This is a genomic window from Candidatus Eisenbacteria bacterium, assembly GCA_035712145.1.
Taxonomy (GTDB): domain Bacteria; phylum Eisenbacteria; class RBG-16-71-46; order RBG-16-71-46; family RBG-16-71-46; genus DASTBI01.
This window is the reverse complement of record DASTBI010000192.1, coordinates 1-19,493: the sequence shown is the minus strand read 5'-3', so window position 1 is coordinate 19,493 and position 19,493 is coordinate 1. Positions and strand designations below refer to the sequence as shown.

At 68.1% G+C, this 19,493-nt stretch carries 14 protein-coding genes; 7 read left to right on the top strand and 7 right to left on the bottom strand.

The window, feature by feature from the left end; all coding sequences use genetic code 11:
• The coding region (locus tag VFQ05_13775) for a protein kinase (protein ID HET9327830.1) at nucleotides 1–2,613 on the top strand (2,613 nt) is incomplete at its 5' end.
• A gap of 90 nt (nucleotides 2,614–2,703) precedes the next feature.
• Here VFQ05_13775 and VFQ05_13770 read toward each other — a convergent pair.
• The gene (locus VFQ05_13770; GenBank protein ID HET9327829.1) at nucleotides 2,704–4,749 is read right to left on the bottom strand and encodes a M13 family metallopeptidase; all 2,046 of its coding nucleotides are present in this window, start codon (nucleotides 4,747–4,749) and stop codon (nucleotides 2,704–2,706) included.
• Between the two features lie 217 nt (nucleotides 4,750–4,966).
• On the opposite strand from VFQ05_13770, the gene VFQ05_13765 reads away from it, so the two are divergent.
• Nucleotides 4,967–7,639, top strand: a complete 2,673-nt coding sequence (locus VFQ05_13765; GenBank protein HET9327828.1) for a protein kinase — start codon at nucleotides 4,967–4,969, stop codon at nucleotides 7,637–7,639.
• Between the two features lie 133 nt (nucleotides 7,640–7,772).
• Here VFQ05_13765 and VFQ05_13760 read toward each other — a convergent pair whose 3' ends face one another.
• Genes VFQ05_13760 through VFQ05_13750 form a run of 3 tightly spaced genes read right to left on the bottom strand, consistent with a single transcriptional unit; the run spans nucleotide 7,773 to nucleotide 11,305 of the window.
• Nucleotides 7,773–8,222 (bottom strand): hypothetical protein, encoded by a 450-nt coding sequence (locus VFQ05_13760; protein ID HET9327827.1) that lies wholly within the window; start codon nucleotides 8,220–8,222, stop codon nucleotides 7,773–7,775.
• 24 nt (nucleotides 8,223–8,246) lie between these two features.
• A complete protein-coding gene (locus VFQ05_13755) occupies nucleotides 8,247–10,643 on the bottom strand; it encodes an FtsX-like permease family protein (protein HET9327826.1) in 2,397 nt (798 codons plus the stop codon).
• A complete protein-coding gene (locus VFQ05_13750; GenBank protein HET9327825.1) occupies nucleotides 10,640–11,305 on the bottom strand; it encodes an ABC transporter ATP-binding protein in 666 nt (221 codons plus the stop codon). The genes VFQ05_13755 and VFQ05_13750 overlap by 4 nt, the downstream gene beginning before the upstream one ends.
• 102 nt (nucleotides 11,306–11,407) lie before the next feature.
• Here VFQ05_13750 and VFQ05_13745 point away from each other — a divergent pair, with 102 nt between their 5' ends.
• From VFQ05_13745 to VFQ05_13735, 3 genes are all read left to right on the top strand, one after another.
• Nucleotides 11,408–12,070 (top strand): response regulator transcription factor, encoded by a 663-nt coding sequence (locus tag VFQ05_13745; GenBank protein HET9327824.1) that lies wholly within the window; start codon nucleotides 11,408–11,410, stop codon nucleotides 12,068–12,070.
• Nucleotides 12,067–13,044: a HAMP domain-containing sensor histidine kinase gene (locus VFQ05_13740; GenBank protein HET9327823.1), complete on the top strand. Its 978-nt coding sequence runs from the start codon at nucleotides 12,067–12,069 to the stop codon at nucleotides 13,042–13,044. The genes VFQ05_13745 and VFQ05_13740 overlap by 4 nt, the downstream gene beginning before the upstream one ends.
• Before the next feature lie 238 nt (nucleotides 13,045–13,282).
• A complete protein-coding gene (locus tag VFQ05_13735; protein HET9327822.1) occupies nucleotides 13,283–15,496 on the top strand; it encodes an acetate--CoA ligase family protein in 2,214 nt (737 codons plus the stop codon).
• On the opposite strand, the gene VFQ05_13730 is transcribed toward VFQ05_13735, so the two are convergent.
• The 3 genes from VFQ05_13730 to VFQ05_13720 all read right to left on the bottom strand — a co-directional run bounded on the left by VFQ05_13730 (nucleotide 15,480) and on the right by VFQ05_13720 (nucleotide 18,173).
• The gene (locus VFQ05_13730) at nucleotides 15,480–16,271 is read right to left on the bottom strand and encodes an SDR family oxidoreductase (protein HET9327821.1); all 792 of its coding nucleotides are present in this window, start codon (nucleotides 16,269–16,271) and stop codon (nucleotides 15,480–15,482) included. The two genes, VFQ05_13735 and VFQ05_13730, sit on opposite strands and share 17 nt — an antisense overlap.
• Nucleotide 16,272: 1 nt before the next feature.
• Nucleotides 16,273–16,644 (bottom strand): cupin domain-containing protein, encoded by a 372-nt coding sequence (locus VFQ05_13725; GenBank protein ID HET9327820.1) that lies wholly within the window; start codon nucleotides 16,642–16,644, stop codon nucleotides 16,273–16,275.
• A 98-nt stretch (nucleotides 16,645–16,742) separates the two neighbouring features.
• Nucleotides 16,743–18,173, bottom strand: a complete 1,431-nt coding sequence (locus VFQ05_13720) for a FlgD immunoglobulin-like domain containing protein (protein HET9327819.1) — start codon at nucleotides 18,171–18,173, stop codon at nucleotides 16,743–16,745.
• Nucleotides 18,174–18,342: 169 nt separating this feature from the next.
• Here VFQ05_13720 and VFQ05_13715 point away from each other — a divergent pair, with 169 nt between their 5' ends.
• Nucleotides 18,343–18,897 (top strand): ECF-type sigma factor, encoded by a 555-nt coding sequence (locus VFQ05_13715; GenBank protein HET9327818.1) that lies wholly within the window; start codon nucleotides 18,343–18,345, stop codon nucleotides 18,895–18,897.
• Between the two features lie 182 nt (nucleotides 18,898–19,079).
• A partial coding sequence (locus VFQ05_13710; protein HET9327817.1) for a hypothetical protein occupies nucleotides 19,080–19,493 on the top strand: 414 nt, incomplete at its 3' end.

Below are 19,493 nucleotides of genomic sequence, written 5' to 3'. Positions count from 1 at the left end.
CTGCCGAGCGCTCTGACCGGGGATCCGGAGCGTCTTGCGCGCTTCGATCGCGAGGCCCGCCTCCTGGCGGCGATGAGTCATCCCGGGATCGCGGGCATTCACGGCATCGAAGACGGCAGCGGCGCGCGCGGACTGGTGATGGAGCTGGTCGACGGCGAGACGCTGGCCGAGCGGATCGTGCGCGGCCCGGTGCCCGCCGACGAGGCGCTGCCGATGGCCCGGCAGATCGCCGAGGCACTCGAGTACGCGCACGATCGCGGGATCATTCACCGCGATCTCAAGCCCGCGAACGTGAAGCTCCGTTCCGACGGCACGGCGAAGGTGCTCGACTTCGGACTGGCGCGCGCGCTCGATGCCGGAGGCGTCGCGCTCTCCTCCGACCTCACTCAGTCGCCCACGATCACCCAGCGCATGACCCAGGCGGGCATGATCCTCGGCACCGCCGCGTACATGTCGCCCGAGCAGGCGCGCGGACGCGAGGCCGACCGGCGCGCCGACATCTGGGCCTTCGGAGCGGTGCTCTACGAGATGCTCACCGGACAGCGGGCGTTTGGCGGCGAGACCATCTCCGAGACGCTGGCCTCGGTGATGCGGGACGATCCCGACTGGTCAAGGTTGCCGCGTGGCCTGTCTCCCCGGTGGGAGAGGCTGATTCGCCGCTGTCTCACCAAGGATCCGAAGCAGCGGCTGCAAGCGATCGGCGAGGCGCGCATCGCGCTCGAAGACATCGGCGCGCGCCCTGAAGACGATTCAGTCCTGACCCCGGCCGGGTCGGCCGCACCTGGCGTGGCTCCCAGCGTGGCCCCCAAGCGACGCCTGACGCTGGCCTCGCTCGCGCCCTGGCTGCTCGCGGCGATCGCGGGCATGGCCGCGATGAAGATCCTCGGACCGCAGCCTTCGCCTCCAGTCGTCCGTGAAGTGAGCATCGTTCCTCCTCACGGAGAGACGTTCGGGAACCAGAACTCGCTGCCGTTCTTCGCCATCAGCCCCGATGCACGGATGCTGGCCTACACCGTTCGCAAGGAAGGTCTGCTCAGGCTCCACCTTCGACGGTTCGATCAGCGAAGCGACGTCGAGGTGAGCAGCCTGGAAAGCCCGCGCAGCTTCTTCTTCTCGCGCGACGGGGAGTGGCTGGGGTTCTTCGACCGTCGGCACCTTTCCAAGATCTCGCTTCGAGGGGGCACTCCCGAGGATCTCGCCGAAACCGAGCAGGAGCGGCTTGGCACCTGGCTCGACGACGGGACCATCGTCTACGCACCGGAGACCACCTCGCCGCTCTACCGAATCTCGGAAACCGGTGGCCAGGCCACCGCGATCACGGCGCTCGACAGCACCAAGCGCGAGCGCACCCACCGCTACCCGTCCGCCCTCGATGGCGGTCCGTGGGTGGTCTTCACGGTCGGCACGATCGATAGTCCGGGGGACTACGACGCCGCGACCATCGACGCGGTGTCGGTGAAGACCGGCGAGCGGCGCCAGCTGATCCGCGGGGCGCGATGCGCCGCATGGGCGCCTCCCGGGCACCTGGTGTTCGCACGCGGCAACGATCTCTACGCCGTGCCGATCGACCCGCGCAATCCCCGCATCTCCCAGAAGCCGCTGCCCGTGCTCCAAGGAGTCTCCGGCGATCGCTCGTCCGGCGCCTCGTTCTTCAGCATCGCCGACGATGGAACGCTGGCGTGGGAGCCTGCCGCAGAGCAGCAGAGGATCCGTGAGATCGGCTGGTTCGATCGCAAGGGCCAATGGACGCCGACCCCCCTTCCTCCGGGGGAGTACCTGCGCCTCTCGCTCTCACCGGATGGGACACGCGCCATCGTGCTGGCCGGGCAGGGAGGCGGGGCGAGCGACCTGTGGCTGGCTGACCTCGCGACCGGGGGCATGCAGCGGCTGACTTATGGCAACCGCAGTGGTCCTGCGGTGTGGCTGCCCGATGGCCAGCGTTTCGCGTACACAGCCAATGACTCCACCGGTGGAACCGTGCTCGCGCTGCGCCGCGTGGACAGCGCGGGAGGGGAGCGCATCCTGCTCCGGCTCCGTCATCCGCTGGTGGTGATGGGCACCACGAGCGATGGTCGATTCGTGCTGTGGAACGACTATGGCCTCGGGAACAATCAGCTCCACGTCAGCTCGACCGATACTGCGGACCAGGTTCGCGATCTTCCAAGCGAAGCAGGAGACGAACAGGCAGCCTCTCTTTCCCCCGATCAGCAGTGGCTCGCGGTCATCAGCAACCGCACCAAGCGTGAGGAAGTCTGTGTTCGCCGCTTCTCGGGCACGGGCAGCAGCTGGCAGGTGACGACCACCGGCGCCGGCGGAGTCCGCTGGGGCCGGGAAGGCCGCGAGCTGTTCTACGTGAATGCGGAGAAGCTCTTCCGTGTCTCGGTCGAGGCCCGTGGCCAGGATCTCGTGCTTGGAAAGCCCGAAGGGCTCTTCGACGTTCCGCCTTCGCCCATCGAAGGCAGCGTTCGCGACTACGCCTATGATCCGCAGACCGATCGCTTCCTGTTCACCCGACCGCCACACGGCGTCGTCGAGCGCCGCGAGATCGCGCTCTCGCTGCGCTGGACTTCACGCCTGCCCGAGCTGCTGAAGTCGAAGCAAGGCGCACCCTGAGACACATCGGGCCGGACGCCGTAGCGCCCGGCCCGCGATCTTTGTGACTCTTTACTCTCCCCGGGGAGAGTAAAGAACGACAAACAGCGACTACCAGATCTTCGCGATCTCGTTTCGCACCATCGGATCGCCTTCCTTGAGCCCGAATGCCTGAGCGAACTCCGGCATGTTCGAGAGCGTGCCGATGCAGCGGTATTCGCCGGGCGAATGCGAATCGGTGTTGATGCGGACCCGCAGTGCCTCGGGGCGGATGTTGTTGCGCCAGATCTGCGCGAACGAGAGGAAGAACCGCTGCTCGGGCGTGAAGCCGTCGATCTTGACCGGCTTCTTCCCGGCCAGGGCCTTCTTCATCGCGCCGTAGGCGATGCTGGCGCCGCCGATATCGGCCGTGTTCTCACCCAGCGTGAGCTTGCCGTTGATGTGCAGCGTGTCGAGCACGGTGTAGCTCGCGTACTGCTTCTCGATCAAGGCCGACCGCGCCTTGTACTTCTCGGCGTCCTCGGGCGTCCACCAGTCCTTGAGGTTGCCGTCGGCGTCCGACTTGCGACCCTGGTCGTCGAAGCCGTGCGTCATCTCGTGGCCGATCACGGTGCCGATGCCGCCGTAGTTGACCGGATCGTCGGCGTTGGCGTCGAAGAACGGCGGCTGCAGGATTCCTGCGGGGAACACGATCTCGTTGAGACGGGGGTTGTAGTAGGCATTGACGGTCGGCGGCGTCATCCCCCACTCCTTGCGATCCACCGGCTTGCCGAGCTTGGCCATGTTGCGCTTGTACTCGAACTGGGTCGAGCGCAGCACGTTGGCGACCAGCGACGAGCGGTCGATGGTGAGCGTCGAGTAGTCGCGCCACACGTCGGGGTAGCCGATCTTGACCGAGAAGGCCTCCAGCTTGCGAAGCGCCTGCTGGCGGGTGGCGTCGCTCATCCAGTCGAGCTTGGTGAGGCGGTCGCGCAGCTCGGCACGGAGGTTCTCCACCAGCTGGAGCGCGCGGGTCTTGGCCTGCGGCGTGAAGGTCCGCTCCACGTAGAGCTGCCCCAGCGCTTCGCCGATCGAGCCGTCGACCAGATCGCGGGCCCGCTTCCAGCGTGGACGGATCTCCTTGGTCCCGTTCAGCGTGCGCCCGTAGAAGTCGAAGCTCTCGTTCACGAACGGCGAGCTGAGCAGATCCGCGGCCTGACGGACGACGTGCCAGCGCATGTAGGCGCGCCAGTCCGCCACCGGCACCGTGGTCATCATCGTATTGACCTGCTTCACGAATTCCGGCTGGCCGACGTTGATGGCGCTGCGTTCGGTGATGCCCATGCCATCGAGAAGCCGCGGCCACTGGAGCGCGGGCGTCAGCGTCGACAGCTCGTCGACCGTCATCTTGTGGTAGTTCGCCTCGGGATCGCGGCGCTGCACCCGGGTCAGCGAGGCATTGGCGAGCTGGGTCTCGATTCCCATCACCGTCTTGGCGTTGGCCGCGGCGGTCGTCGCGTCATCGCCGAGCAGCCCGAACATCCTTCCCATGTGGGCCTGATACTGGTCACGCAGCTTCACCGAAGCTTCGTCGGTCCTGGTGTAGTAGTCGCGGTCCGGCATCCCGAGCCCGGCCTGGACGACCTGGAGGATCACCTGCGTGCTCTGCTTGGCATCCGGCGACGCGAACACCGCGAATGGCATGCGAGCGCCCAGGGTCTGGAGATGGGCGATTTCCTTCAGCACGTCATCGGTCGTCTTCACTGCCGCGATTCGACCCATCAGCTCGTCGAGCGGTTTGGCGCCGAGCGCGTCGGCCTTGGCCGAATCGATGGCCGTCGCGTAGAAGTCGCCGACCATCTGCGCCGGGGTGCCCTTCGCCGCATCGGTCTTCTTCGCCGACTCCTCGAGGATGTCGTAGAGGATCTGCGAGTTCCGCTCGGCCAGCTCGCTGAACGCGCCCCAGCGGCTTTCCGAAGCCGGGACAGGGTTCTTCTCGAGCCACTTGCCGTTCGCGTAGCGATAGAAGTCGACCCCCGGCTTCACCGAAGGGTCCATGTTCGCTGGATCGATCGGCTTTCCTGTCGGGACGAACTTCTTCGCCGGTAGTGTCGTGGTCTTCTGGTCCGGCGCTGCCGCCATGACAACTTGGGCGAGGGCGAGGGTGAGGGCCGCCAAGACGACGAGGCTCCTCCGTGAGGGAATCGGCATGGAACTCTCCAGGGCTGGGTGGGGAGGGGGCGGAAACGGCGCGGAGAGGTTGCCGAGCGGCTCCGCCGATCGCAACGGTTTCGCTCCCGGCGGCGACCAGCGTGGCATCCGGAGGCACGAGCGCGGTGGAGACGGCGGGCAGCCCAACCCGGCACCGCGCGCGTCGGTGCGCTAGATTCCCGCCGTGACGCTGCCCACGACCACCCGTCTCGGTCCCTACGAGATCCTCGCGCCTCTTGGAGCGGGAGGAATGGGCGAGGTGTACCGCGCGCGGGACACGCGGCTCTTGCGAGAAGTCGCCATCAAGGTGTTGGCGAGACACCTGTCGAACTCACCCGAGATTCGCTCGCGATTCGAGCGCGAAGCGCGAACGGTGTCGAGTCTCAACCACCCGCACATCTGCACGCTCCACGACGTCGGCCGCGAAGGCGACACCGACTTTCTGGTGATGGAGCTGGTCGAAGGCGAGACCCTGGCCCATCGCCTGACCATGGGGCCGCTGCCACCCCCCGAAGTACTGCGCCTCGGGGCGCAGATTTCCGACGCGCTGGACCGCGCGCATCGCGCGGGCGTCATCCATCGTGATCTCAAACCCGGCAACGTGATGCTCACGCGCTTGGGGGTGAAGCTGATGGATTTTGGGCTCGCTCGCGCCACCGGTCTCGATGCTCCGAGCAGCAGCGTTGCTTCGATGGCGGGACTCACGCAGTCGCCCACCATGGCGCAGCCGCTCACGGCCGAAGGAACGATCGTCGGGACCTTCCAGTACATGGCGCCTGAACAGTTGGAGGGAAAGGAAGCCAACGTCTGCAGCGATCTCTGGGCGCTCGGCTGCGTGCTGTACGAGATGGCGACTGGGAAGCGCGCCTTCGAAGGAAGCACCCAGGCGAGTCTGATCAGCGCCATCATGCGCGACCAGCCGCGGCCCATCAGCCAGCTCTCGCCGCTGTCCCCGCCGGCGCTCGAGCGTCTGGTCAACCAGTGCCTGGCGAAGGATCCCGAAGAGCGCTGGCAATCCGCGGGCGATATCCGGCGTGAGCTGGAGTGGATCCGCAGCGGCACGTCGCAGAGCGCAGCCGCGCCGGTGCCGGCGCCGCGGCCGGTGCGTCTCCCGGCCTGGGTCGGGCTCGCCGCGGGTGGAGCGATCGCTGCCGGGGCCTTGATCGTCGCCTTCGGACCTTGGGCGGCGCGGACCCCGAACCCGGCGGCCATGCGCTTCACCATCATGTCGCCTCCGGGAATGACGCTCATGTATCCGGCCGAGGCCGAGCTATCCCCGGATGGGCGCGCAATCGTCTACGTCGCTGGAGACAGCGTGGGGACGCGACGGCTCTTTCTGCGCTCTCTGGACAATCCCCAGGCTCGTGCGCTTGCCGGCACCGAAGGCGCCTCGTTGCCGTTCTGGTCTCCCGACGGCCGGAGACTTGGCTTCTTCGCCGCGGCCAAGCTCAAGAAGATGGCGCTCGACGGGAGCCCGCCAAGCGTGCTGTGTGACGCCCCCGACCCCCGAGGAGGGAGCTGGTCGCGTGACGAGACCATCGTCTTCGCGCCCAACAACCAGGGCGGGCTGTTCAAGATCTCCGCCAGCGGCGGCACTCCGGAACCCCTCACCAAGCCCGATCCCGCGCGGAAGGAGCGCGGGCATCGCTACCCCCAGTTCCTTCCCGATGGGCGTCACTTCCTCTTCGTGGCGATCGGCATCGACGATCTGGCCACGACCTTTGCCGGCTCGATCGATGGCGGAAAGCCGGTCGAGATCCGGCGGGGCGGAGCGATGGCGCGGTTCGCCCCGCCCGATCATGTGGTGTTCCGCGAGGGTGGTGTGGGCCGGGGAGAAAATCGACGCGTGCTCGCGCAGCGGTTCGACCCTGGCGCACGCCGACTTCGCGGCGAACCGCGGTTGTTGCTCGATCGGGCGAGCGCCACCAACTTCGGCTATTCCAACATCACCACGGACGCGCGCGGCACCCTGGTCGCCCAGCAGTGGGACCCTCCTCGCTCGCGCGTCACTTGGAAGGATCGGAGTGGTCGGTCGCTCGGCGTCGTGGCCGACGACCTCGACGCCGTGACCGGGTCGTTGAGCCCGGATGGGCGCCAGCTCGCCTACCCCGGCGTCACCGCTCGTGACCTCATGCTGCACGATCTCGATTCCGGGATCTCTCGCCGGCTCTCCTTCGAGAACCAACCGGTCGCCAACATCGTGTGGTCCCCGGATGGCCGCTTCATCGCCTTCACGCGTCTCTTCGGATTCCGTGGCTGGCAGGCACGGGTGAAGGCGATCGACACCGGCCAGGACTCGGCGCTCTTCAGCGGACATGAGCTATTCAACTTCCCGCAAGCGTGGAGCCGGGATGGCCGCTGGCTGGTCGTTCTGCGCGTGGACTCGACGTCGACGGCGGATCTGTGGAAGGTCCCGATGACCGGGGGTGGCTCAGCGCAGATCTATCAACGCACGCGAGGCGAAGAGCAGCAAGCTTCGCTGTCGCCCGATGGCAAGTGGATCGCCTACGTCGTCACCGAAGACGGCCGGCCCTCGCTGTTCGTCCAGTCTTTTCCCGATCCCGGGATCCCCTACCAGGTGACGGTCGACGAGCCCGCAGGAGTGGCGTGGAACGACCGCGGTGACGTTCTCGGCGTGGGAACCCGCACAGGTGAGCTCCTCTCGATTCAGGTCTCCACGGCAAGCGGCTTTCGACAGGGAGCGACCACGCGGCTCTTCAGGCTCACCAAGGACGAGACCCTCTTCGACGTCGAGCGTGGCGGCCAGCGTTTCCTGATCGGAACTTTCAAAGACCTTTCGGCGACGACCTATCTCGATGTCGTGCTGAACTGGCGCGAGCTGCTCGACCGGCGCTAGCCGCTGGTCTCAGTGCACGCCGTGGAGCGCCAGCAGACCCTTCCACAGCCACCGCCCGCCAGCCCACACCGCCAGCGCGAGCACCAGGATCACGGCCAGCGCGATCACGGCCTTCCGATTCATGGCGCCCCCCTCAGTGATGGAATCCGCCGCCCTGCCCATGACCCTGACGCTGGTTCATCGCGATCGTGACCGCGAGCAGCTTGAACGGCGCTTGGGTCTGGGCTTTGAAGGTGAAGGAGAGCTGCTCCATCTCGGAGGTGGCGAGCAACGCCACCAGCTCTCCCGGCGCGCTCTTCTCGATCTTCACCAGCATGAGCGAGCCGAGCTTGTCGTGAAGGGCGCGGTAGCGCTCCATGCGCTCGTCCATGCCGGTCTTGGCCAGGGCCTCCTTGGCCAGGATCTCGGGAAGCGTGGCGCGCATCGCCTTCTCGCCCTTCGAGAACGCCTCGACCCATCGGCGGGCCAGGGCGCCTTCGCGCGTGCTCGGCCAGCCGTCCGCGGTCTTCTGGTCGGCCGCAACCGCGGGCAGAGCGAGAAGGAGCGCGAGCAATGACGGAATCAGGAATGGCGGACGGCGCATGGGATTCCTCCTCCAGCGTATGGATCACACATGGGTCAGTGCCTGCCGGATCGGAAGCCGGGAGGCCCGCCATGCGGGGTAGAAGCTGCTCAGCGACCCGAGCACGACGACGAGCAGAAGCCAGATCGCCGCGGCGAGCGCAGACATCGAGAACGGGAGCGGGCTGCGGAAGAAGATGCTGCCCACCGCGGCTTCGAGGCCGGCGCTGATGGGCGCCGCCAGAAGGAGGGCCATGACCCAGCTCAGGAGGCCGATGAGGACGCCTTCGAGCCAGACGTGACGCGAGATCGTGGCCGGCGTCGCGCCGATCGCTCCGAGCACGCCGATCTCGCGCGTGCGCTGCACCACGCCGAGCAGCAAGGACGAGGTGAGCCCGAGCGCCCCGACGAACACCACGATCATCGAGGCGAACCCGAGCACCGCGTAGATGATGACCAGGTGATCGAGGATCGCCTGCCGCGCGTCGGTGGTGCGCTGCAGGCCGCTCACCTCGATCCCTTCCTCCGCGAAGGCGCGCTCCAGCCGGCGAGCCACCGCTCGCTGCGTCGCGTCGTCGTGCTCCCGGGTCACGATCCGCGCGGCTCGCGTCTTCGATCCGTCCTCGCCCAGCGCCGCGTAGACCGCGGGCTGTGCCGCGTAGATGATGGGCATCGGAGTGAGCTCTTTCACCACGCCCACGATGGGGATCGAGACCGTGCGCCCTTGCATTCGCAAGCTCACGTCGCGGCCGACGGCGAGCGAAGCGTTGCGGAGCACGACGCCCTGATTGATCACCGCGCCCATGGAGTCCGCAGGGGACAGCCAGCGCCCCTGCGAGACCGGCAGCTCGAGCAGCTTGGTGCGCGCGTTGGGCCCCACCAGCGCCACCTGCTGCCCCGGCACTCCGCCCTCGCCGATCAAGTACGGCATGCCCCCGGGCCAGAACTCGACGTGCGCGACGTCGGGATCCTTGCGCACCAGCGCCTCGATCCGCGCGACCTCTTGCCGCTCGCGCAGGAACACGGTCAGGTCGTAGCGGCGGCGGCTGAAGTCCTCGCGCACGGCGCGGTCCCAGGCCGCGGAAACGTTCATCGCCGACATGAAGCACGCGCCCCCCAGCGCCAGCAGGGTCACCGTGAGCGCGAGCCGCGCCCGCCGCGCGAACGTGGTGCGCAGCGAGAGCAGGAAGGGGCGAGGAAGCCAGGCCTGCCCCGCCAGCCAGCGCTCGATGCTCCGTGTTCCGAACGGGCGCGGCGCCGTGTCGCCGCTCAGCGCCTGGTGGATGGTGATGCGCGATGCGCGCAGCACGGGACCCAGCGCGACGAGGAGCGGCACCGCGATGCCGGCCGCCACCTCGGCGAGCACCACCCACACCGGGAATGGCGCGCTCGTGACGTCGGCGTTGAGTATGCTCGCCGAGAATTTCGCGTAGGCCTGGCCGACCGCGAGCCCCAGCGGGATGCCGACCGCCAGGGCCAGAAGGGAGAGCAGCGCGACCTGTCCGAGGTAGAGACGGGCGATCTGCCAGGTCGTGGCACCCAGCGCTTTCATGATCCCCACCTGGCGCACCTGCTCGGCGAGCAGCGCGTGGATCATGCTGGCCACGAGCACGGCGCTGAGCAGGAAGCTGAGAATTCCGAAAGCGCCGAGCAAATAGAGGAAGGCATCCATCTGGTCGGCGTGTGGATGACGCCCGGGCGTGGGCACGGTGACCCGGGTGACCGTGCGCCCTTGACGCTCGAGAACCGCCTTGACCGAATCGGCGACCTCGCGGATGTAGCCTTCCTCGAGCGGGTGATCGGCCACCACGATGCGCACCTGCGAGGGCTCCTCGAGGCTCGCGACCGCATCGTGGTCGCGCAGCACCGAGCTCCAGCTCACGAACGCGGGGATGAAGTGATCCATCCACGCCGGCGGCAGCCCCGGAGCGTGGACGGTGCCGGCGACCAGCAGCGAGCGCTCCTCACCCCCCGGAGTGCGCACGCGCAGCGAGTCGCCAACCGTGAGCTTTGCGAATTCCATGGCGCTGCGCTCGATCAGGACCTGCCCCTCGGCGGGCGGCCAGGCGCCCGACTCGGGCTCGAAGGTGTCGATCCGCTGGCCGTCGAAGTCGCGGATCACGTTGACGATCACCGGCGTCCACTCGTCCGGCCCCGTGCGCGCGCGCGCCATCATGACCGGCCGGACCTCGGCGTCGGCGACGCCTCGCACGCGGCGGACGGAGTCGACCAGCGCGTCGCTCATGCCATCCACCGACAGCGTGGCCGAGGCCGGCCGCGTCTTCTCGTACATCGTGGTGAGGACCGGCTGGAGGACGGCGTACTTGTAGAGGAGCGCGCCGATCTCGAAGACACCGGCCGACAGGGCCAGCACCGCGAGCGCCGAGCGTCCGGGACGCTCGAGCACGTCGCGCAGGACCTTGCGCCAGCGCGGTGCGATCACGAGGCCACCCGGCCGTCCACCAGGGTCACGGTGCGGTTGGCACCCGACACGGCTTCGCGCTCGTGGGTGACGAGCACCACCGTCTTGCCCTGGCTCGCCAGCTCGCCGAACAACCGGAAGATCGCCTCGCTCGTGGCCGAATCCAGATTGCCGGTGGGCTCGTCGGCCACGATGAGCGGCGGATCGTTGGCCAGCGCCCGAGCGATGGCGACACGTTGCTGCTGGCCTCCCGAGAGGGCGGCAGGCAGCTTGTCCGCCTGCTCGGGCACCTCGACCCGCTCCAGCAGCTCGAGCGCTCGCGCCCGGCGCTGGCTCGCCGGGATCACGCCGCAGAAGTCCATCGGCAGGAGCACGTTCTCGAGCGCGGTGAGCGTGGGAAGCAGCTGAAAGAACTGGAAGACCACCCCCACGGTGCGGCCCCGCCATTGCGCCAGCCGGTCGTGCGACAGCCGTTCGAGAGATGCGCCGCCGACGGCGACGGTTCCGGCCGTGGGCCGATCGATGCCCGCGACCATGTTGAGCAACGTGGACTTGCCGCTCCCCGATCGCCCGACCACCGCCACGAACTCTCCGGGGCGGACGTCGAGGTCGATCGCGTGGAGCGCTACGAACGGTCCTGCGGGTGTCTCGTAGGTCTTGGTGACGTCGCGTAGAGTGATCATGGCCGGCAAGCTACGAGGAGAGGCCTGAACCCTCCATGAACGGCTCGTTCATCGGCGGTTCAGCCACGACCCGTTAGGACTCGACACTGGAAGGAGTGCCACGTGAAGGTTCTGGTGGTCGAGGACGAGCGCGCGCTGGCCCGTCAGCTCGCGACTTCGCTGGGCGAGGCGGGCTATGCCGTCGACTGCGCGGCCGATGGCGAGCGCGCCGACTTCCTGGCGCAGACCGAGCGCTACGACGCGATCCTGCTGGATCTCGGGCTCCCCGAGAGCGACGGTCTCACGCTGCTCCGCCAGTGGCGCGAAGGCGGCGTGAGCGCTCCGGTGCTCGTGCTCACGGCGCGGGGCAGCTGGCACGAGAAAGTGCAGGGCATCGACGGCGGCGCCGACGACTACGTGGCGAAGCCGTTCCGCATGGAGGAAGTGCTGGCGCGGTTGCGGGCGTTGATTCGGCGGGCCAGCGGGCAAGTCACGCCGGAGCTCCGATGCGGGGCCGTCACGCTCGACCCGCGGAGCGCCAAGGTGACTCGCGACGGCGCGCCGGTGAAGCTCACCAGCCACGAGTTCCGCGTCCTGTCCTACCTCATGCACCATCGCGGCCGCGTCGTCTCGCAGGCCGAGCTCACCGAGCACATCTATGCCCAGAGCTTCGACCGCGACTCCAACACCGTGGAGGTGTTCATCGCGCGCCTGCGCCGCAAGCTCGGCGCATCGTTCATCGAAACGGTGAGAGGCCTCGGCTACCGGATCGGAGGCGCCGGATGAAGCGCCGCTCGCTCCGCGGGCGGCTGATCGTCGGCGCGATCCTGTGGACCATCGGCACCGCGCTCGTCGTGAACCATGTGTCTCTGGTGCTGATCCACACCCAGCTGTCGATGGGCGTGCTGCACTACAGCCTCATGGGTCTGATGGCGCTCGGAGTCCTCGGCGCGGCGCTGTGGCAGGTGAACAGCGGGCTCTCGCCGCTCCGCCAGCTGAGGGCGCGGCTCGGAGAGGTCCGAGACGGCAGCCAGCCGCGCGTGACGGGCCGCTATCCGTCCGAAGTGGAGCCACTGGTCGAAGATCTGAACGCTTTGCTCCAGGATCGCGAGGAGCGGGTTGGCCGCGCGCTCGCCAAGGCAGGGGACCTCGCTCACGGCCTCAAGACGCCGCTCGCGGTCCTGGCCCAGGAAGCCGAGCGCGCCGAGCGCGCGGGGCAGACCGCGGTCGCGGCCACGCTCCACGAGCAGGTGGAGCGCATGCGGCGCCAGATCGAGTACCACCTGGCCCACGCGCGCGCCGCCGCCTCTCGCGCCACGCCCCAGGCGCGATGCGTGGTCGCCGAGTCGGCCGAGGGGCTGGCGCGAACCATGAAGCGGCTCTACGTGGAGCGCGACATCGAGATCGTGCTCGCGGTGCCCGAGCCGCATCGGGTCCAGGTGCAGCGCGAGGATCTGGACGAGATGCTCGGCAATCTCCTCGACAACGCATGCAAATGGGCGAAGTCGCGGGTCTCCCTCGAGTCGACGGAGAGCGAGGGCATGGTCGTCGTCCGTGTCGACGACGACGGTCCCGGCATCGAGCCGGCGCTCCGAGAGGCCGTGCTCAAGCGCGGCGTGCGCGCCGATCAGGCGGCGGCGGGCTCGGGCTTCGGACTGGCGATCGTGCGGGATCTGGCCGAGCTCTACGGAGGAACGATCGAGCTCTCCGCATCACCCGATGGCGGCGTGCGTGCCCGCCTGAGACTGCCGGCCGCGTGAGGTTCAGGACTCGAGCAGCGTTTGTAACGCTTTGCTCTCCCTGGGGAGAGCAATGAATTACAACTCCGTTTTCTTCAGCGCGGCGACGCGGCGCACATTGACCACGCTCCAGATGCTTCCCGGGCGCCGGGGCGTGAACCGAGCGGGAGTCGCGAAAAAGGCGGGCTCGATCTTCTCGTCCGGCATGGTCCGATGGTAGCCGCCGTGGCGGGGTGCGCCATCTGGTAGGTTTCCCAGCATGAACAGCGGGCGTGCGGTGCAGGAGCCAGCGACGGCAGTTCGCCCGGCAGGGCTCGACGCCGTGTTCCGCCCGCGCTCGATCGCGGTCATCGGCGCCTCGCGAGAGCGTGGAACCGTAGGCGCCGAGATCTTCCACAACCTGCTCGAGCACGGCTTTCAGGGTCCGGTCTATCCCGTGAACCCCAAGGCCGATGTCGTGCAGTCCGTCCACGCCTATTCGGCCATCGAGGAGATCGAAGGCGACGTCGATCTCGCGGTCGTCGTGGTGCCCGCGCTCCGTGTGAACGACATCGTCGAAGCGTGCGGACGGAAAGGCGTGCGCGCAGTCGTGGTGATCAGCGCCGGATTCAAGGAAACCGGCGCCGAAGGCCGGGAGCGCGAGCGGCGCCTGCTCGAGCTGGCGCGGCGTTACGGCATGCGGGTCGTGGGTCCCAACTGTCTCGGCGTGCTCAACACCGAGGCGGGCGTGCGCCTGGACGCGACCTTCGCGCCCACATTTCCGCCGCCGGGGTCGGTCGCTTTCTCTTCGCAGAGCGGCGCGCTCGGACTGGCCATCCTCGAGCTCGCCGCCAAGCTCGGCATCGGCATCTCCCACTTCATCAGCGTCGGCAACAAGGCCGATGTGTCGGGCAACGATCTCATCGAGTACTGGGAGAGCGATGCCGGCACGCGAACCATCCTGCTCTACCTCGAGTCCTTCGGAAATCCGCGGAAGTTCCTCCAGATCGCCCGCCGCGTGGCGCGGCAGAAGCCCATCGTGGCGGTCAAGAGCGGCCGCACCCGAGCGGGGATGCGGGCCGCATCCTCACACACCGGATCGCTGGCCGGCGCCGACACCGCCGTGAGTGCTCTGTGCGAGCAGGCGGGCGTGATCCGCACCGACACCATCGAGGAGCTGTTCGACGTCGCGATGCTGCTCGCCAACCAGCCGGTGCCTCGCGGCCCGCGCGTCGGCATCGTCACCAACGCCGGGGGGCCGGGCATCATGGCCTCGGATGCCTGCGAAACCAGCGGTCTGGAGGTGGTGACGCTGGAAGAGTCCACCGTGTCCGCGCTGCGCGACTTCCTGCCCGCCGAAGCCAGCACCAGGAATCCGGTGGACATGATCGCGTCCGCGACGCCGGAGTCGTTCGAGAAGGCCGTTCGCCTGGTGGCCAACGATCCCAACGTCGACGCCGTGGTGGTGCTCTACGTGCCGCCCATCGTCACCCGGCCGCTCGAGGTCGCCCAGGCGATCGTGCGTGGCAACGAGGCGGCCATCGCCGACGCATCGGCGTCGGGCCGCCCGCCCAAACCGGTGCTGTCGTGCTTCCTGGGCTCGCACGGAGTGCCGGAAGGCCTGCGGTCGCTCCAGGAGGCGCACATCCCCTCGTATGGGTTCCCGGAGTCGGCGGCCATCGCGCTGGCGAGAGCGGTTCGTTACGGGCGCTGGCGTGAAACTCCGGAGGGGCGGGTTCGCCGCTTCGACGACGTGGATGTGGCCGTGGCGCGCGCCGCCCTGGCAGGAGCGTCCCATGCCGGCGGAAACGACGCGCGCTGGCTCGCGCCCGAAGCCGTGCGGGCGCTGCTCGAGGCCTATCGCATCCCGTCGCCGGCGACGGTTCTGGCCGCGACTCCGGATGCGGCGGCGCGCGCCGCCGAGCAGGTCGGCTACCCGGTCGCGCTCAAGCTGGCTTCAGAGACGATCACCCACAAGTCCGACGTCGGCGGCGTGGTGCTCGACGTTCGCCGCGCGGAGGAGGCGGTCCATGCCTTCGAACGCATGGCGCGCCAGCTGGAGAAGCAAGGCCGCCGCGCCGAGATGCAGGGGGTCACCGTGCAGCCGATGTTGCGCGGCGGGGTCGAGGCCGTCATCGGAATGACCCGCGATGCATCGTTCGGCCCGCTCCTGATGTTCGGCCTCGGCGGCACCCAGGTGGAGCTGCTGAAGGACGTCGTGTTCCGTGTGCATCCACTCTCCGACCGTGACGCCGCCGAGATGGTGCGCCGGATCAAGGGGGCTCGGCTGTTCGACGGCTATCGTGGCGCGCCCCCGAGCGATGTGGGAGCGCTCGAGGAGATGCTGATGCGTGTCTCTCAGATGGTCGGCGACCATCCCGAAATCGTGGAGATGGATCTCAATCCGGTGAGCGTGCGCGAGCGGGGACAGGGATGCATCGTGCTGGATGCGCGCATCGCGGTACATGCCGCTCCGGCTACAGCAAAGCCCTGATCCAGCCTCCGTCCACCGCGATCGACTGCCCGGTGATGTAGGCCGCGCGGTCGGACGCCAGGAACGCGGCCAGCGCCGCCAGCTCTCGCGGCTCGCCGATGCGGCGCGCCGGAATCTGCTCGAGCGTGCGGCGCTCCACGGTCTCCACTGCCACGCCTTCGCGCGCGGCCGTGGCCTGGTTCAGCTCCACGATGCGCTCGGTGTTCATGAAGCCGGGCAGGATGGTGTTCACGGTCACGCCTTCGGCCGCGACCTCGGTGGCGAGCGTGCGGGCGAACCCGGTGACCGCGGCGCGGATCGACGTCGAGAGCATGAGGCCGTCGATCGGCTGCTTCACCGTGAGCGAGGTGACGTGGATCACCCGTCCCCACCGGCGCTCGCGCATGCCGGGCAGCACCGCGCGCGTCAGCTCCACGGCGCTCCGCAGCGTGAGGTCGACCGCGCGCTGCCACGCCTCCCAGTCGTGGGCGCCGAACAGGCCGGCCGGCGGCCCCCCGGCATTGCCGACCAGGATGTCGATCCGTCCGAAACGGCGGGTGACCTCGCGGGTGACGGCCGCGATGCCTTCGCGCGTCGAGACGTCGGCCGTCACCGCATGGATCTCGGCGCCCGTGCTCGAGGCGATCTCCTCGCGTGCCCGCTCGAGCGGCTCGGCGCCGCGGGCGCAGATCCCGACCTGCGCGCCCTCCGCGGCCAGAGCCGCGGCAATCGCGCGGCCCAGGCCACGGCTCGCCGCGGCCACCAGGGCGACGCGACCCTTCAGGCCGAGATCCATGCTAGCGGCGCAGGTAGTCGTCGGTGCGCTGGAGCCAGTCTTCGCGCGGCGGGCTGAAGGAGTCGGCCACGACCGTGTCCTCGAGCGCCTCGGCCTTGTGCGGCACGTGGGAGGGAATGTGCAGGACCTCGCCGGCCGATACGACCAGCGTCTGCGATTCGTCCTCGCCGATCCAGAAGCGCAGCGCACCCTCGAGCACGTGAGCGATCTGCTCGTGCTCGTGGGTGTGACGGGGAACGACGCAGCCCTTCGTCAGCCTCACCTGAGCGAGCATCATCCGGCTGCCGGTCACGAGACGGCGGCTGAGGCGCTCCGACACCTGCTCGAGCGGCATGTCGCGCCAGCGATAGAACGTCACCGGGGTATCGGACATGAGATCTCCATGGAAGGGGTGGGCGGCAGTATAAGCCCTCCGTTCCCAGGTACAGAGTGCGCGCGCCTGGGGAAGCACCGCGCGCCGTCGCTCGGTGATCACTTCGTCCGGAACACCTTCCTGCTCAAGTTCCACGATACCGACCGCGCTTGTACGAGGAAGACGCCCGTACCCGCGTCCTGGCCCCTGTCGTCCCGTCCATCCCAGAAGAGCCGCTGTTGGCCGGCGCCAAGCGGTCCGCGCTGAAGCCGTCGCAGGAGACGGCCCGAGATGTCATAGACACTCGCCTCGACTTCCGCGGTCTGAGGAAGCGAGAGCTGCAGGATCACATCGGTGCGAAAAGGATTGGGGACCGTCTGGAGACGCGCCGCGTCGGCCGGAGCACTTTGTGTGCGAAGCAGCGCGCAGTTGGAGCTGGCTGGCGCTGGCTCGTTCGCAAAGGTCAGCAAGTGAGCGTGCACCGTGCCATCCGCGATGAAGTTCGCATAGGCTTCACCGCGATTGTTGATCCCAAAGGTCTGTACCGGGCCAAGGTCGACCATCGCTCCCCGATCCCAGAAGAAGACCCGCGGCTGGCCGCTGGCATTACTGGTCCGTCCGAGCACCTGGCCGCGATCATTGATGGTGATCCCAATGCTCGCGGGCCCTCCGAGGGTGCCCAGTACCGTGAGCTTGCCGTGGTGCCAGATGAACGCGCGCGATCCAGCCGGCGTGGAAAGGGTGCCCACGACCTGTCCGGCCTGGTTGATGTCGTTCACTCCCCCGAGGCCTAGATCTGTCACCACGCCGTCCTGCCAGATGCAGGCGTGGTTCTCACCACCGATGACAAGGCTTCCCCCAGCCAACCCTTGATTGTTGATGGCCCGGGCATCGCTCAGGCTCGGCCCGAAAGCCCCTCCGAGGTCCTTCATGACCCCGTTTTCCCAGAGAAACGCGTGCGACTCGCCGTTGGCGTTGAGCGACGAGCCCACCACTTGCCCGCGGTCATTGAGATCCATTGGAGTACTCGCCGGGCCGCCCAGTGTGCCCAGAGCGGTCATGACCCCGTTCTCCCAGATGAACCCCTCCTGCACGGACTCCCGAGGAATTGATGGATAGCTGATACCTACAACCTGTCCGCGCTGGTTCATGAATTGGGCCGCGCTGAATTGGTCGCCGGGCAAAACGCCCAGGTCGGTCACCACGCCATGCCGCCAGAGAATTGCACTGGTCCTGAACCCGCGGCCGACGTACCCGGCTACCTGTCCGTCGTCATTGATGGCCTCGGCAGAGGACTCCTCTCCTTCTCGTGTCCCCAGGTCCACCATCTGCCCACGCTCCCACAGGAAGGCGCGAAAGGCTCCGTTCGCATCTCTCGCTCGTCCCACGACCTGTCCATGGCTGTTGATGGCATGCGCACCGCTGACATTCCCTCCCAGGGTCCCTAGCGGTGTCACCGTGTATCCAGGCTCGCCCGCGATGGCGAATTCGCCAATCACCGACAACAGCGCGATTCCCGAGAGCGCGCGAAGGACCATTGTGGGACGCATAGCGACCTCCGGTAGGGGGAAAAGCCGCCTCTGGGGCGGTCCGTTCTCTTGATCCTAGGCGTATTCCGGAGGCAGAACGCGCAACAAGAAGTGCAGGCCGTCATCTGATATCGTCCAGCGCGACAGGCCCCCCGAGCCCGCCGCAGTTCTCAGGAAGCCGGATCGATCGTTGGATCGGGACCCCACGCAGGTACTGCTGGCCGCCGCGGGAGACCCCGGTGAGCGCGCGCGTCAGGAGCTTTTCGTGCTCCTCTACGACGAGCTGCATGCGCGCGCCGTCCGCCTCATGCGCCGGGAGCGTCCCGACCACACCCTGCGGCCGACGGCGCTGGTCCACGAGGCCTATCTGCGGCTGATCGACCAGTCCCGGGTGAGCGGCTCCGATCGCGCTCTGTTCGGGCAAACCGCGGCCCGGGCCATGCGTCAGATCCTCGTGGACCACGCGCGCAGGCGGAATGCGCTCAAACGGGGCGGCGGGGCGACCCGCATCACGCTCGACACCGATTCGGCGGCCAGGCCCGACACCACCCTCGACGTGCTGGCCATCCATCAGGCGCTCGATGCCCTGAAGGAGCTGGACGAGCGCGCGGCAAGCGTGGTCGAGATGCGGATCTTCGCCGGGATGACGCTCGACGAGGTCGCGGCGGTTCTCGGCGTCTCTCGCCGCACCGTGGACGGCGACTGGGCCTTTGCCCGTCGGTGGCTGGCCCGCGAGATGCGCTGAGGCTCGGGCGGACGAATTCGTTGCGCGAATCCGATCGGTCTTGCGCCTTTTCATGAACAAGGGTAGAGCCGCCTGGATCCAGGACCCCCGACGAACGAGCTTCGGCCGGCCACACCCTCGGACTGGACACTAGCCGCCCCCACCGCCGTCTCTCCGGGTGGGGTTCCGAAGGAGCCTGGCCCATGCCGCGACTCGTCCTCGCCGCTCTGCGTCGTCCCCCTCAGGTGTTGCTCGCGTTCCTCGCTTTGCCTCTCCTCGTTTCGACCGCGAACGCAACAGATCTGTGTGGCGCAATCACCTCCAACACGACTCTGACCCTGAGCGGCAGCCCCTACACCGTCACCTGCCCGGTGACGGTCTACAACGGGGCGCAGCTGACCATCGAACCCGGAGTGACGCTCGAATTCGAGGCGGGTGCCGGCTTGACGGTGGGCCATCCGAACGGATCGAGCACGGGGTCGCTGATGGCGGTGGGGACGGCGGAATCGCCGATCGTGTTCACGTCCACCAGCGGGGTGCCGGGCGGATGGAACGGGATAATCTTCTGGGGCTCGAGCCTGGCGTCGCAGATGAGCTACTGCGTGATCGAGAACGGC